Annotated in this window: 9 protein-coding genes; 1 reads left to right on the top strand and 8 read right to left on the bottom strand. The window is 63.0% G+C overall.

What is annotated here, in order from left to right:
* Positions 1-246: 246 nt before the first annotated feature.
* The 8 genes from GV832_RS08360 to GV832_RS08325 all read right to left on the bottom strand — a co-directional run bounded on the left by GV832_RS08360 (position 247) and on the right by GV832_RS08325 (position 13,807).
* Positions 247-3,033, bottom strand: coding sequence for a DUF3427 domain-containing protein (locus GV832_RS08360; protein WP_354001941.1), 2,787 nt, complete (start codon positions 3,031-3,033; stop codon positions 247-249).
* Positions 3,034-4,044: 1,011 nt separating this feature from the next.
* Positions 4,045-5,127, bottom strand: coding sequence for a GIY-YIG nuclease family protein (locus GV832_RS08355; protein ID WP_168774386.1), 1,083 nt, complete (start codon positions 5,125-5,127; stop codon positions 4,045-4,047).
* Between the two features lie 889 nt (positions 5,128-6,016).
* On the bottom strand, positions 6,017-6,229 hold the full coding sequence (locus GV832_RS08350) for a hypothetical protein (protein ID WP_168774385.1): 213 nt from the start codon (positions 6,227-6,229) through the stop codon (positions 6,017-6,019).
* A 47-nt stretch (positions 6,230-6,276) separates the two neighbouring features.
* On the bottom strand, positions 6,277-6,495 hold the full coding sequence (locus GV832_RS08345) for a hypothetical protein (RefSeq protein WP_168774384.1): 219 nt from the start codon (positions 6,493-6,495) through the stop codon (positions 6,277-6,279).
* Between the two features lie 948 nt (positions 6,496-7,443).
* Positions 7,444-11,700, bottom strand: a complete 4,257-nt coding sequence (locus GV832_RS08340) for a calcium-binding protein (RefSeq protein WP_168774383.1) — start codon at positions 11,698-11,700, stop codon at positions 7,444-7,446.
* Positions 11,701-12,117: 417 nt separating this feature from the next.
* A complete protein-coding gene (locus GV832_RS08335) occupies positions 12,118-12,333 on the bottom strand; it encodes a hypothetical protein (protein ID WP_168774229.1) in 216 nt (71 codons plus the stop codon).
* Positions 12,334-12,340: 7 nt separating this feature from the next.
* On the bottom strand, positions 12,341-12,754 hold the full coding sequence (locus tag GV832_RS08330; protein ID WP_227754309.1) for a helix-turn-helix domain-containing protein: 414 nt from the start codon (positions 12,752-12,754) through the stop codon (positions 12,341-12,343).
* 78 nt (positions 12,755-12,832) lie between these two features.
* The gene (locus tag GV832_RS08325) at positions 12,833-13,807 is read right to left on the bottom strand and encodes a recombinase family protein (protein WP_168774382.1); all 975 of its coding nucleotides are present in this window, start codon (positions 13,805-13,807) and stop codon (positions 12,833-12,835) included.
* 90 nt (positions 13,808-13,897) lie between these two features.
* On the opposite strand from GV832_RS08325, the gene GV832_RS08320 reads away from it, so the two are divergent.
* A complete protein-coding gene (locus GV832_RS08320) occupies positions 13,898-14,077 on the top strand; it encodes a hypothetical protein (protein ID WP_168774381.1) in 180 nt (59 codons plus the stop codon).
* The last annotated feature ends 102 nt before the right edge of the window (positions 14,078-14,179 follow it).

Here is a 14,179-nt window from a genome sequence, read left to right as displayed (position 1 = left end):
ACAGAACGGGCGTCGAGGGTGAGGGGGGGGCAAATGTCCGAAAGCGGGTCACGGGTTTGGACGTGCCAGGGGAAACCCTGAGACCCCTGCGGGCCAGGCGCAAGAAGGTCGCGGCCCTGGAGCGGATGGTGGAGCACTATCCCAAGCGCCTCACCCCAGGCAAAATGCTGGATCGACGGCGCCGGCCGCTAGACCGGCCCATTGGCAGGAGCTGCATGGTCTGTGTGGCGTGCTCGCCTGCGGTCTTCAAGGCTTGGCTTCCTCGGGAACGCCCAGTGCCCGGCGCAACTGTGCTGGCACCGTTTCCTGCAGCTCCCAGGTCACGGTGATCGGGGCCTCGCCCTCCCAGGACAAGAACCTGGGGCGGCCGCAGTAGAGGAAGGGGGCGGCCTTGGAGCCCCGCTTGCTGGTCTTCCGAACAAAGAGATGGACTTCGCCGCCTGGTTCGGTGCCGTTGAGGATACGCCCCTGCAGTGAGGTCCTGCGCGTCTTGTTCTGGCTGGCCCATTGCATTTTCTGGGCTGACAGGAAGCGGTCATCATATTCATGCCCGGCAGACATTCCTTCCTTCTCGAGGGTCGTGAGCAGGATGAGCCTTTTCCCAAGTGGGACTATACCCTGACGCCAAGCCGGCTCGTTGAACTTCAAACCAAAGAGCCCTGCTATGTCCTGCCGGAAGTATTCGCGCCAAAGCTCCGGCCCTGTCACATAAAGGGCAGGGGCCTCCGCAGCCTCTTTTGCCCTTGTCTGGGCCAGCCGCCAATCTGCCAGCTCTGCGATCATCTCGCCCAGACCCTCGCCATGGCGGGCGAGCGTCAAACCCGTATCGGCATGCCGAAAGAAGGGCGAGACGGCCCAAAGCCTTAGGCCGCGCGTGGTGGTGCCGCCTCCGGCCATGACCTCCAGCGCCGTCAGGTCCTCGCGGGAGATCGTCGCCTCGCGCTCCACCTGCCGCAACAGGCCACCGTGGGTCGTCAAGGCGGGGGGCACGCTGTCGCCCATGTCGCGCACGAAGTCGAACCAGCCGCCATGGCCGGTTCTGGCCGGATCGAAGCCCATGGCCGCGATCTCGGAGGCCGTGGGGCGGAGGCCGTTCCGGAGGTGGAAGTCGCGGTATTGCGCTTCCAGCTCGTCACTGGCGGCCTTCGGGCGCAGAAGGCCGCGCAGGATCTCGATGGTTTCGAGCTCATAGGTCACCGAACAGCCCGGCGGCAGCTCCAGCCTGCCCGTCATCGCCTGGTCCAGCCGCTGCGAGAGGCTGCGGTCGCCGGGGCCTCCGCCCAGGAGGGCGCGCAGCTTGGTCAGGAAGATCCGGTGGTTGCCGATGTAATCCACCACCTTCAGCACCTTGTCCGGCAGCTTGCGCAGGCCGCGACCCAGCTGCTGCAGCCAGATGATCACGCTCTCGGTGGGGCGCAGCATGAGGACCGTGGCCACCTCGGGCAGGTCGACGCCCTCGTTGAACATGTCGACGGCGAAGAGGATCTCGAGCCGCCCTTCGCGCAGGTCCAACAGCGACGAGGCGCGCGGCGCAGAGCTTGGGCCCGAATGCACCGAGGCCGCCTTGATCCCCTTGGCGCGGAAATACTCCGCCATGAAATCGGCATGGCGCATGGAGCAACAGAAGCCGATCGCAGGCCCGGCGCGGTGCTTTTGCCATTCCTGGAAGGCATTCTCGGCCCGGGCTTCGGTCGCAAGCTTGGCCTCCAGTTCCGCCGGGTCGAAGCGGTTCGACCGCCAGGGGATCTGGCCATAGTCGATGTCATCGGGCACGCCGACATAGGCGAAGGGCGAGAGAAGCCCGGCCTCGATCCCCTGGAAAAGGTCTGCCGAGAACACGAGGTTGTCTTCGCACAAGGCCAAGAGGTCGGCACCATCGCTGCGGTCGGGCGTGGCGGTCAGGCCCAGGAGGAAACGCGGGGTGAAGTGAGCCAAGAGCCCGCGATAGCTGGCGGCGGAGGCATGGTGGAACTCGTCCACCACGATGTAATCGAAGGCGTCGGGGGAGAAGCGACGCAAGTGGGCTGCGGCGCCCAGGGTCTGGATCGAGGCAAAGACCAGGTCGGCCGAGGCGTCCTTTTCCGTCCCGTCATAGCGGCCGATCCGGGCGTCGGGACGGATGCGGCGGAAGGAGGTCATGGCCTGGGTCAGGATCTCTTCGCGGTGGGCGACGAAGAGGACCCGGGCGAAGGGGGCGCTATCGAAAGCCGCCAGCCATGTCTTGCCAAGGCCGGTGGCCAGAACGACGAGGCCCCGGCCATGGCCCTTGGCGCGCGTGTCCTTCAGGGCCTCCAAGGCTGCGGCCTGGATCGGGTGCGGTTCTGGGGGCGCCACGAGCGGCTCTTCGGCCACCAGCTTGACGCTGGCGGGTGGCGGATCGCGGCGGGCGGCATAGGCCTCGATCCAATCGGGCGTCAGGGGCCTGGTCTTGGGATGGCGGAGAAGCTCCTCGAAGGCGGCCTCGACGGCATCGGCCGCGCCCTCGGAATGCAGGTTCCATTCGACGCCAGAGGTCAGGGCGGTCTGGCTGAGGTTCGATGACCCAACCACCGCGCGCCCCGTGCGATCCTCGGCGCGGAAAAGCCATGCCTTGGGGTGGAAGGAGCCGGTGCCGGTCTCGTGGACAAAAGCCTGCGCCTCCAGGTCCAGGATCTGCCAAAGCGCCTGCGGTTCGGTAACGTCGAGGTAATCGCCCACGACGATCCTCAGCCGCCCGCCGCGCGCCAGGAGATCGCGGAACCAGGGGAGAAGCAGCTTGACGCCCGAGGTCATGGCGAAGGCCACGGCAAGATCGACCTGTTTGGCAAGGTCGATATCGCGCAGGAGGAGGGGCAAAAGAGGGTCCGCTCCCCCGGTCGTCAGCCGGGTTCCTGCGGGAACCGAGGGCGCCAGATGGAAATGCCCATGTTCGGAACTGGCATGGAACCCCGGCAAACCTGACCCCAGGGCCTCACCCAGCCGGGCCAGCATGGCGAATTGTTCCGGAGCCGACATCTCGGCCCAACGGGGCACATGGCGCGGGGCGGCGATCACGTCGGGGTTCGAACAGATGGGGCAGGACAATAGGGGGATTCCGATAACTTTCCGGGCCCAGGTTAGCCATGGCCCGGGCTTTGTCCAGGCCCCGCCTGGAGCCTTAGGGTGGCAATCTCGTTGTCCTCGAGGCCCATCAAACGTTGCGACAGTGCATGAAAAAGCCTTCGGTCGCCTTCGAGTCCTAGCCGCAAAAGCCCGCTTCGCTTATCTTGCCTCTCTGTTTGGAGAAAGGAGCTTTGCAATGGACGATGATTTCTCGCGCTTTTCGGCGTTCTTGCTTGATCGAGGGGTGCACGGATTTCACCATTGCTATCGCGTGACGCATCACGCTGCCTGGACGAGCTGGCGTGGGCCGAGAGGACCGGGGCAACGAACTTTCTGGCATTGCAATTCTTTGCGAAAGGCCGCGCAGAACTACTGCTGGCCGGGGAACTTTCCTGAACTCTCCAGCGCCTTGCAGGATGCCCTTGAGCATGGTGACGCAATTCTTTGCGAAAGGCCGCGCAGAACTACTGCTGGCCGGGGAACTTTCCTGAACTCTCCATCGCCTTGCAGGATGCCCTTGAGCATGGTGACGACCGGGGTGCCGCTGCGATTTGTGGGCAAATCTTCGACTGGGGTGGGGTTGGGAGGCCCAACAGGAACGGCCCCAACCGATCACGGTGCTGGGTAGAGCAACGCGCACTCGAGAGCAAACTCTGCCAAGATATCAAACGGGCTGTGAAACATCTTCGCGGGCTAGAACCTGGGCTTGAACCCTTCAGTGCAATAGATCTCTTGATGAATTCGGCGATGACCAAGGTCTATGCCGCAGCCAGTCCAGACAATTTGATCATCTACGACGGCCGCGTCGGTGCCGCACTCGGGCTCTTGGCGCGGGATTATCTGCACGCACGGGAGGCAGGGGACGTCCCGGCCCAGTTGGCGTTTCTTTGGGGGGAATCGCAGACGCAGATTCCGGGGCAGCAGAACAAACGGGATCCCAGCGACGCAACCTTCGAGTTTCGGTCATTGTTCGGTCAGGATATGGACCAGAATCACGCGCGGATGATGCGCGATCCCAGCCGTCTTCTGCGACAGACGGTTGAAGAGGCGGGAAAAGACGCGCCTGACCTCTCTCAGTGGGAGAAGGCCCTGTTCATGGTGGGATATGATGTGAGCCGCAGCTTCAAATGCGGATATTCCTGTCTGCGGGCGATAGAGGCCAGATGATCCGTTGCCAGCGCCCGGCGCGAGAACTTCCGTCTTGCAGAGGCGCAGCCTGGCTCCAATAGTCATCCGCCAGCTGAGCGCGGGTGGCGAAGGTTCCGGGCCTTTCGACCGTGCGGGAGTCCCGACCCGCAGGCCGCGAGCTGGTTCGGCAAGCAATTGCAGGCCACACTGCGAACTCTGACCGGGCTTTGTTCCCACAAAGGTCGCGCATGTCGGGGCCGATTGATCTGCGCCCTGCCGGTTTGCAGCCAACATTCCAAGCGCACAGCTGATCGTCAGATCGGCATCGGTGGCCCCGAAAAGGTCGCTGACCGCGACGCCGGGGTTGACGATGCCCTTCTCCCAATAGGTGGCCGACAGCGCGATGGAGAAGGTCGCCTGCTCCGAGTTCAATTTTTCCGCGGATGGTGGTTCGCCTACGTGGATCGCCCTGCGGACAGATTGCGCGCCTCCGCCGTTCCAGGCGGGTCGAAAACGTCGGATCAAGACGTCCTCCAGACCTGCGGCGAGATCTACGGGAAAGCCGAGGAAGGCCATGTCGGTGGGCGGGGCGAAGCCGTAGAGGTCAATCGCCTCTCCGCGCAAGGTCGCCGCGCGGATCAGGCCATGGCACTTGCGGTTCGTGGCCTGGGTCGCCCCTGGCCTGCTGTAACCCGCGAGGCGCCTTGCCAGACCCTGGGCCGTCTTGCCGATGTAGAGAACCTTTTCGCCGGTGGCGAAGGCATAAAGCGCATGGGATGTGGCCAGGATCTTCTCTCTGTCAGGATGCGCATCGGTTGCGCCATGACCAAGGGCGTCCTCCGTCAGCGTCCACCGCCCGATCCTGCAAAAGCCAAGCCGGACGAGATCGGCGACACTCAGCGCTTCATTTTCCATCATGCTTCTTCAGGCCTTCATCGAAATGTCTTGTCCTTAATGGAACAGGCAACAGGACTTGGAGCGCCATGCCAAGGCTTTTGGGCAAAAGCGACTTGGGCAGGGAGCTCAATCATCGTCGCGTTCTTCTTCCAATCGCCCCGACTTTACGCGTCTTCGGCAGTATGCCCGTCCATCGCTTCGATCCTCACCGCAAAGTCGGCTCCGTTCAAGTTGGTTCGACGGGGAGGCGTTGGCGCTGGTGTCCGGATCTGTCGTGGTCCTTTTGGGTGGGGGCATCTGGTTTGCTGAGCGCTGGGGAAAGCCGAAGAGCAACCCCGACGTCGCCACTTTGTCAAAACCCCCAAGAGCGTGTTGCTGTGCCTATCTCCTGCGCGGACCCGGAAAACCAATCTAGCGGTTATCCCTGCCAGGTGCGATTGGATGGTTTTCCTGGCTGATGACCTGCGCACCCTGCGGAAGTTTATGGGCTTCCCCGCATCGCGGCGCCGGGGACCATCCCCCTCGTCCAATCGACCCGCTTCTAGGACTTCGTCTGGCCATTCCTGGCGGGGCAGGGTGTGGTCAGATCGGTGACCCCAGATGCGACCGATTCCCGGCAGGTCAGATTGTGCGGGTCGGATGTGCAGGTGCACCGACTTGAGAAGGAGGGGGCGGTGATGAAAGGCCTTCCTCGCCCATGTGTCGGAGCAGTCGGATCGATCGGAGCGCCAGCACCTTGGTTACTTGTGAGGGCTAACGCAGTGCTTCCCACTGGGCCCCTTTTTCTCATGCTGGCAGCGGCGCTTTTCACCTGCTTGTTCGGCTGGAATTGGGCACCTTTCAGTGACCCAAGCAACTCAAGTGTTTCGTCGCCGCTACACGGGAACACGAAGTTCTTTGCTGGCAATGTTCAGGGAAAGACGCTGATTTGCGGATGCCGCGTGCTGCGAACCGATCGGAAGTCGATCCGGATCACGTTTTCTGGCTGCTTGTGCAAGGCAGCTTCAGCGGTGAGCACCGCGCGGGTAGCGTTGATCTGCTCGATCATCTCGACCCACCCGCGTTTGGTTGCGTCGATCTCCATCCGGGTCAACACGTCCCGCATCCATTCCAGCTTTTCCATCGTGTCCCTCGACGGTTTCGTCCCAAGGACAGCTTCTCTGGCTTTGCTTAACGAAGTCTTACCGAGCGAAAGATGGGCTCAGGGCCCGGCGCGACGGTCTCTGGAGCGCTGATGTCGTCCAGGTTGAACGGCCCATCGAAAAGCGCGGTGACGTCCATCTCCATCGCGGCGATCTCGGCGAAGGCCTTCGCGGTCTCGGTGAAACCTTCCGCCTCCGCGACAGAGGCGGCAGTCAGAGCAAGTGTCCAGTTTTCCTGGTTATCCATCTTGGTTCTCCGTTCTGAAGCCTATGGTTAGATTTCAGTCACAGGTCTTAACATCGGCTTAACGCGCTACTACCTTGGCCCAGTGCGCCGGTCACATCGGCGCGATCTTGTATGCCTATTGTGATCTTCGGCGGAAAAATGACTACTGAGTGTAGGACCTTGGTCCCATTGGCGTCAGAGATGAGGGCACCAAGAGTAAATGGCCTTGCCTCTGGAGGTCAGCGCCCCCCGCAGCACGTTCGAGTTCACCAGAGGGACGGGCGGCTGGGTAGATCACCACCGCTTGCATCTGGGGCATTCACGAGGAACATCGTGTCCGGGTCCATGTGCGTGTTCACGGCAGCCGGGGCCTATTCGCAAAAAAAGGGCTGAGCGTGGTGCCCAGCCCCAAAGTTGGCGATCAGTCCGGGCGGATCGCTCACGCTACTCAGAGAAAGAGCGCGCCTTGCGGCGCGTCGAAAGCACATCCCGGCATGCGCTTATTCTGTGTGCCTGTGGTCGAGGAAAGGATCTCGGCAAGCAGGCTGCAGGCAATAGGGGGCGGAACGGAAGGTCGAGGGCGGGGTTGACGGAGAACGTTTATGTTGGCGCGCGGGCGAAACCTCCACGGTTCGATGCACGAGCAAGCGTGGTTTGCGTCTGATGTTCCCCACGTTTTTCGGCAGCCTCACAGCCTAGCGGATCATGTAACTGTCTTGGTCAAGTTTTCCAGGCGTTCCATCCTTCGTTCGTTTCCTTGAAGTTGACGTTTGACTGATCTCGGGCGTTCACATCACGGAGAGAGATGACCTCCGATTGGGTCATAGATGTTTGCCTAATGTCAGGCGCATCGGTGCCTCCCTCATTCCATTCCTTCCCCTCATCTCAGAGCGCCTTCCGGTGGTTGAGGATGGCTTGCTACTCGGTCAGACGCGCGAGCGTCAGGCAGACGAGATCAGCCCCTGAGAGCTAGTGGACGAAGAAGCTCGTGTGATCCAGCACCAGGCCCGCCGATACCGTGGCAAAGCGCACGGCCGCTTGGCCTCCCAACCCATCCGCGTCGAAGAACAGGGCCCCGGTGGCGCTGTCATGGATCACCCTGTCACTGGCATCCTCGGCCAGGCCCGTCGTGTTGCTGCGGAAGGCTGCATCAAGCAGGACGCCCGTGGAAAGGCCAAGGAAAACCATGTTCTCCAGAAGGACACGGTCCAGGCCTTGGGTGAAATCGGTGATCCGGTCGAGATTGCCAGACCCAAGCGCCGTGTTGAAGACAAAGACATCCGCTCCCTCGCCCCCGGTCAACAGGTCGCGCCCGGCGCCGCCCGCAAGCCGGTCCGCGCCGTCCTTGCCGCTCAGCGAGTTGTTTCCCGTGTCGCCGGTCAGGATATCGTCGAAGCCCGAGCCAATGATGGCTTCGAAGCCCGAGATGACATCGCCCTCGGCATCGCCACCCCGCGCCGATTGCAGCCCAGAGGCCCGGGTGATCAATTGGACCACGACACCGGTTTGTGACGTCGAATAGTCCAAGGTGTCGCGCCCCGCGCCGCCCTCCATCGTGTCGGACCCGGCTCCGCCCCGGATCAGGTCGTCACCCGCCCCGCCGTAAAGCCCGTTGGCCCCGGCATCGCCCCTCAGCCGGTCGTCGAAATCCGACCCGATCACCGCCTCGAAGCCCGAGATGACATCGCCCGAGGCATCGCCCGCCGCAGCGCGCTGGTTGCCCGAGACCCCGATGTTCAGGTCGATCCAGACAAAACGCGATCCGCTGTAATCCAGCGTGTCGAACCCCGTGCCGCCGGTCAGCCGGTCGGGGCCCGCGCCTCCATGGATCAGGTCGTCTCCGCCCATCCCGTCGATCCGGTCGCGCCCGGCATCGCCCCACAGCACGTCGACCAAGGCGCTGCCGATTTGCACATCGACCGTTTCGGTGATGTCCAGCACGATCGTTCCGCCATCCCTTTGGTCGTGACCATCGCTGACCGTCAGGGTCAAGGTCGCGGCCCCAAGCCCGAAGGCATTGGGCGCGCCAAGGTATTGCACCCGCCCCGGGCTGGCCAGGTAGGCCTCGATCTGGCTGGCCGTGCCGTAAAGCACCAGGCTTTGGCCGCTGAGCAAGACCTGGACGCCGAGGTCCGCGGTGGCCGAAAGCCTCCCCTGCGAGGCACTCAGGGTCAGAGCGATTGCGGGGTCGTTCTGGTCGGGGTCCGACAGGCGCAGGGTCCTCAGGTCCACCCGGCCCGCGATATCCTCGCGCAGGGTCATTTGCGTGGGGGCGGCCGTGATCACCGGCGCATCGTTCTGCGGAGTCATGTCCAGGGTAAAGACCTGGCCACGCTGGGTGGTGTTCAGAAAGGTCTGGATGTTGTCGAAGGCATCCGGCACCAGCAGATCCAGGTCGCCATCTCCGTCAATGTCGGCCAGCGTCGGGCTGACAAAGGCAAAGACCGCGCCATTGTCGAAAGGATAGCCTGCGCCGGTCAAGGCGGCCCAGGTGCCATCGCCGTTGTTCATATAGCTGACAAGGCTGAGCGTGCCATCGAGGCCCACGAGGTCCAGGTCGCCATCGCCGTCCAGATCACCCAGCGCCAGCCCCTGAAGTCCCGGAGTGCCGAGCCCCGCGAAAGGGTCCGCCGCCCCGGTCATCTCGACAAAGCCCGCGCCGATCCGTTCAAAGCCATGCAGCGCGCCGTCTTTGCCCGCCATCGCCATGTCAAGGTCGCCATCGCCATCCAGATCGGCAAAGCCCGGCGTGCCCACCACGCCGGTCAGCCCGCCAAAGGGATCGTCCAGGCCGGTCAGTTCGGCATAGGTCCCGTCCACCGGGTCCGGGGCAAATGTGTGGAACTGCCCCAAGGGGTCCAGCGCCAGGGCGTAAAGCGAACCCGTGCCATCCAGGTCGACCAGCGTGACGTTTTGCAGCGGCGCGCCGTTCGAGGCCGTAAGGTCCAGGGGCTCCCTGCCGTAGCGCGTCATCACGCCGTCCACATTCTCATAGACGTTGAGGTTCCGCGCGCCATCGACGAAGGCCAGGTCCAGATCGCCGTCGCGGTCGAAATCGATCATCAAAAGCGGGCCGGCGTCGTCTGCAAGTATGCCGTTGAATTGGCCGGACTTCGGCACCTGGGCATAGGTCCAGGGCGCCACGCCCCCCAGGTTCGCACCATTGCCGTCGATGATCTCGATGGTCATGTCGTGCCGGACCGGGGCGTCCGAGCTGTTGTGATAGACAATCGCGCTCAACACGGCCTGCACCGAGGCCAGGCTGGCATCCGCGGTGAAATCGACATGGAAGCTTCCCGTCCCGGTCGAGACATGGCCCACCACCCGCCCGCCAAAGACCACATCGGCGCCCGAGAGGCTGATGTTGCCTTCGCGCAGCGAGATCGTCTCTTCGGCCAGAATCCCCGTGATGGTCAGCCCGCCACCCGCCATGTTGCCATCGGGATCGGACAGCACCAGCGTCGGAAACAGGAACACGCCCGCGTTGGCGTCATTCTCGGGCACCGTCACCGTGCCGAGGGGCGAGACAAAGCCGGGGGCGTCGTTGACATTCTGGATGTCGACAAGGATCGGGCCCAGCGTCACGGTCGGGCTCGTCCCGTCTTCGACCTGCACGGTCACCCGGTCCGCCGCCACCCCGCTGGCGTCGGTCGCGCCCCGCAAGCCGATCACGCCCGGCGTCGCAAGCCAGGCGTTCAGATCGGCCGCCAAGCCGGTCAGCCGCAGGTAGCCGCCGCCGTTGCCCGAAATCGCAATCCCCGCCGGAACCGCCCCCAACAAAAGGAACGAGCTTTGCGCGGCCAGAAGCGTAACCTCCAGCACATCATTGTCCACATCGGCAAAGGTCATGCCGCTGAGGTCGAGCCCCGTGGCGGTGTCCTCGACGATCTGGACCGAGGCGGGCAGGGTGCCCGTCGGCGCACCGTCGTTTTCCGGCGTCACCGTCACCTCGACGCCAACGCCCGCAGTCTGATAGCGCGCAATGACCCTGACCTGACCGCTCGCATCGTTCACCACCAGATCGGCCAAGCCATCGCTGGTGACATCGCCGATCGACAGGCTGGCATCCTTGTCGACCACAAGACCCGCCAGCGGATTGGCCGCGCCCGTGGCCTCGAGGTAGCCGCCCGCCGCCTGTTTCATAAAGACATGAAGGCCGCCGTCATTGCCCCCCGCGATCAGGTCCAGCGCCCCGTCGCCATTCATGTCGAAGAAGGCAGGCATCCCAAGGCCAAGCCCGAGCACCGAATCCAGCGGGTTGCTGCCGGAGGGCGCATAGACGAAGGTGCCCGAGGCATCCCGCAGATAGACGAAGACATTCGTCGGGTCGGCAAAGGCGACCATGTCCAGGTCCGTATCGCCATCCAGATCGGTAAAGGTCACGCCGGCGAAAAAGCCAAAGTTGAAGCCGTCGAAAGGATTGTCCGAGAAGGTCAGCTCGGTGTAAGCCCCCGCGCCGTCATTTTCATAGGTCGAGAGACTGCCGCCCAGGTTGCTGATCACCAGGTCCTGGTCGCCGTCGCCGTCCAGATCGGTGAAATTCGGCGGGGCCAGGGGGGCGAACATGCCGCCGGTCACCGAGGCGAGAGGGTTGTCGCCGCCTTTCAGCTCCGTGAAACCCGCCGCGCCATCATTGCGAAAGCTGTGCAGCGGACCAAAGTATTCGCCCACCACCACGTCGAGGTCGCCATCCGTGTCGAAATCGACCAGCGCCGGGCGGCTGAAGAGGTTGGTGGCCGCGCCGTGGAACGGGTCTGCGTTGCCGGTCAACAGGGTGTATCCCTGCTCGCTGTCGGGGCCAACACCCAAATCCTCACCCGCCGCATTGGTCACATTCACCGTCAGCGTCCGGTGCAAGGTCGGCGCATCCGAAGTCGTGGCATAGGTCAGGTTTTCGATCACCGCCTGAACCGCGGCCGTCGTTGCATCGGCGTTGAAGGTCACGACAAAGGCACTGCCCGCGCCGCCCGAAAGGCTGCCGATCGCCACTCCGCCAAAGGTGACGATGGTCCCGCTGACCCCGACCTCGCCCGTCCCATTGCCCTGGTTGCGCAAAGCCACCACATCCTCGGCCAACAGCCCGCTGACTGTCAGGTTGCCGTCCGTGTAGTCATCCGAGGGACCTGAAAGCGTGACCTCGGTATCAATGAGCTGGGCGCCGGCATTCACCGCGCCTTCGGAATAGGTCACGGCAGGGCTCAAGGCCGCCAGGGTCAATGAGGTCATCTGGAAATTCCTTTGCATGGAAACGCGGCAGGATCGCCGATTGCCTGAAAATCAATTCTGGGCGGTTCGCCGTTTCATACGGACAGTCAAAACGTTGCATGGCGATTCCCGCCGGTCAAGGATTCTTCCCCCCGTTCAGCTTGGGCCGTTTGGGAGCAAGGCATTGCAATCCATGGTTGATTTCGGGGTTGGGCGTGTTTTGCAAAAGCTCCGATCCCCGACGTTTCAATGGGCCCGCTGGAACGGTCTCGACCTGAAAGAGTGGCTGCGGTTTCGAGCGACTCTCATTGGTAACTTCGCGTGTGCATCTGTGGCGCTCGATACCAAAGACAGCATTTTCAGGTGGTTGCGGAGTGACCTATTCGTGGGCAGGAGGTATCGCCTTGCCCCCCCCAGCGGCCTCTGAGGTAACGTCGACTAACCCCCATTCGGGTGCTGTTCTTCCTGGCCATGTCGAAAGACCTCATCGTCAGGGGCCGGCACGCCCAGGACGCGACGCAGGAGCTGAGCCGATCTCAAGCCGGGCCTCGGCACGCCGCCTGGATGGATGGCGCGCAGGATGTCGATCCAGCCGCGTTCGGCCTCGGTCAGGGGCGCGTGCGATGCGAGAAGGAAGTCGTCGAAGCTCTTCATCGCGGCCTCATTTCAAGAAGATGGTGCGTAGGGCGATCCGGCTGCGCTGCGTCAAGCGCGGATCGGTGTCGCCGCTCGCATCGCGGATCTCGGCGATCCAGCCGCGTTCGTTTTCGCTGATCGGATCGCCGAGGATCTCAAAGATGGCCACAGCGGCCGTGTTTCCCTCGGCCTGTTCGAGCGCGAGCCGCAGAAGATACGCGGGATCGCATTCGAGCGCCTTCGCGAGCGCGGGCACGCGGTCGATGGCCAGTTTCGACACGCCGGATTTCACCATCGAGAGGAAATTCGCGTTGGTGAATCCCGCGATTTCGGCGATCTCGGCCTGGGATTTCTTGGGCCGCAACTCAAGGATCCGTTGATCCACGAAACGTGCGAGTTTGCTGTCCGCGAAGGGCTTTTTCGGCATTTTGGTCTCCATCAAGAAGAGATGTTTCTCTTCTTGATCATAGCGTTCCGAAGCATGGCGATGACGTGGGGAAGATCTGAGCCAAGTCGATCAGGTTCTGCCCGGCGGAGGCCGCTCCTGCGGCTCCGGTTCGCATTGCCCGATGCGAGGGCCGTGGACGGTTGCCTGCCATCCTTGCGTGGGGACCGGGGAGCGGTCTCCAAAAGCCTGCTGCGCGCGTTTCCTGTCTTCCAGCCCCAGGCACCCCGACTGACAAGCGCTCCGCGCATCGTCGCAGGCCGCAGCAGGATCGTCAGCAGCGCTGAGCGGCTCATCGCCAGCGGCCATGCCGGAAGCCCCGCCTGCGCCGATCTCGCCCGGGAAATCATCCTCTTCGTCCTCGAGCTCAATTTCCGCTTTCGTGGCGCGCAACCTTTCCCGGGCGGTCAAAAGCGTGAAGTGATCTCCGCGGGGCGGGCGGCGCCCATTCCGGATCAGCTCTTCCCCGAATTGCCGTGCGGTGATTGCAGGATTGTCCCGGAGGATCCTCTTGCCGACGATGATGTCTTCCATCACCTGCAACTGACGGTTCTGCACATCGATTTGCGCGCGGCGGCGCATCTCGGCACTGTCGGGCCTCGACTTCCGCTTCATCCCCAAAGCAAGCTTCGTGCCGGAGCCAATTGATTCCGCGTCCCTTTCCGCCTTCAGGATCTCTCCTTCGAGTTCTGCGACCGAGAGAATGCGGCCATGCTCAAGCGAATGGATCGGCACACTCGTTGGAGCGATGCGCTCGCGGAACTCTTTCAGGTTGCGTGACAGGCGGCTTGGGTCCCGGATCACCAAACCAGAGCCCAGCTCCACCGCGCGCTTCAGCGCCGCCTTCAGGCCGGGAAGGTCGTTCACGGCGGTGGGCTTGTGCGCTGATCCGACATCCTCATGGATCTCGAGAAAGGGATAGCCTCTCTGGTCAGCCTCGACATTCAAGTCCCGGATCTGGCCATCAAGGTCCGAGCTCTGTTGATCGGTCGAGACTCTCGCATAAGCGATCAAGAGGCGGGGGAGGTCTGACACGATCTGGGACATGGGGGAGCCATGAGGTGAGGGGTGTGGCTTGGCAGACGGTTGGGCCTGGGGCTACCAAGGCAGCGAGAGCTCGATGAGCCAAGGGGCAAGTTGGCCAAATACAGTGAGAGCGAGGAGCAGATGGGGGGTGTGGTTTGGCAGACGGTCGGCGGACTGCAGGGCCTGATCGACGTGGATCAGAAGGGCCTGTCCAAGGCGACTATCGGCCTGGAGTTGCAGTGTCAGGCTCGAAGGGTCAAAGGCGGCACGCATGATCTGGCCTTAAGATAAGCATTTACTTATCTTACGCCGTCTCCGCGTAAAAATCAAGCAGAGCAATAGCTTGTCCAAAGGTGTGGATGTTCCCTCTCAACAATGTCGGACCAGTCGGAC

The sequence above is a fragment of the Stagnihabitans tardus genome, from assembly GCF_009925085.1.
Classification (GTDB): domain Bacteria; phylum Pseudomonadota; class Alphaproteobacteria; order Rhodobacterales; family Rhodobacteraceae; genus Stagnihabitans; species Stagnihabitans tardus.
This window is presented reverse-complemented; position numbering and strand designations above follow the sequence as displayed.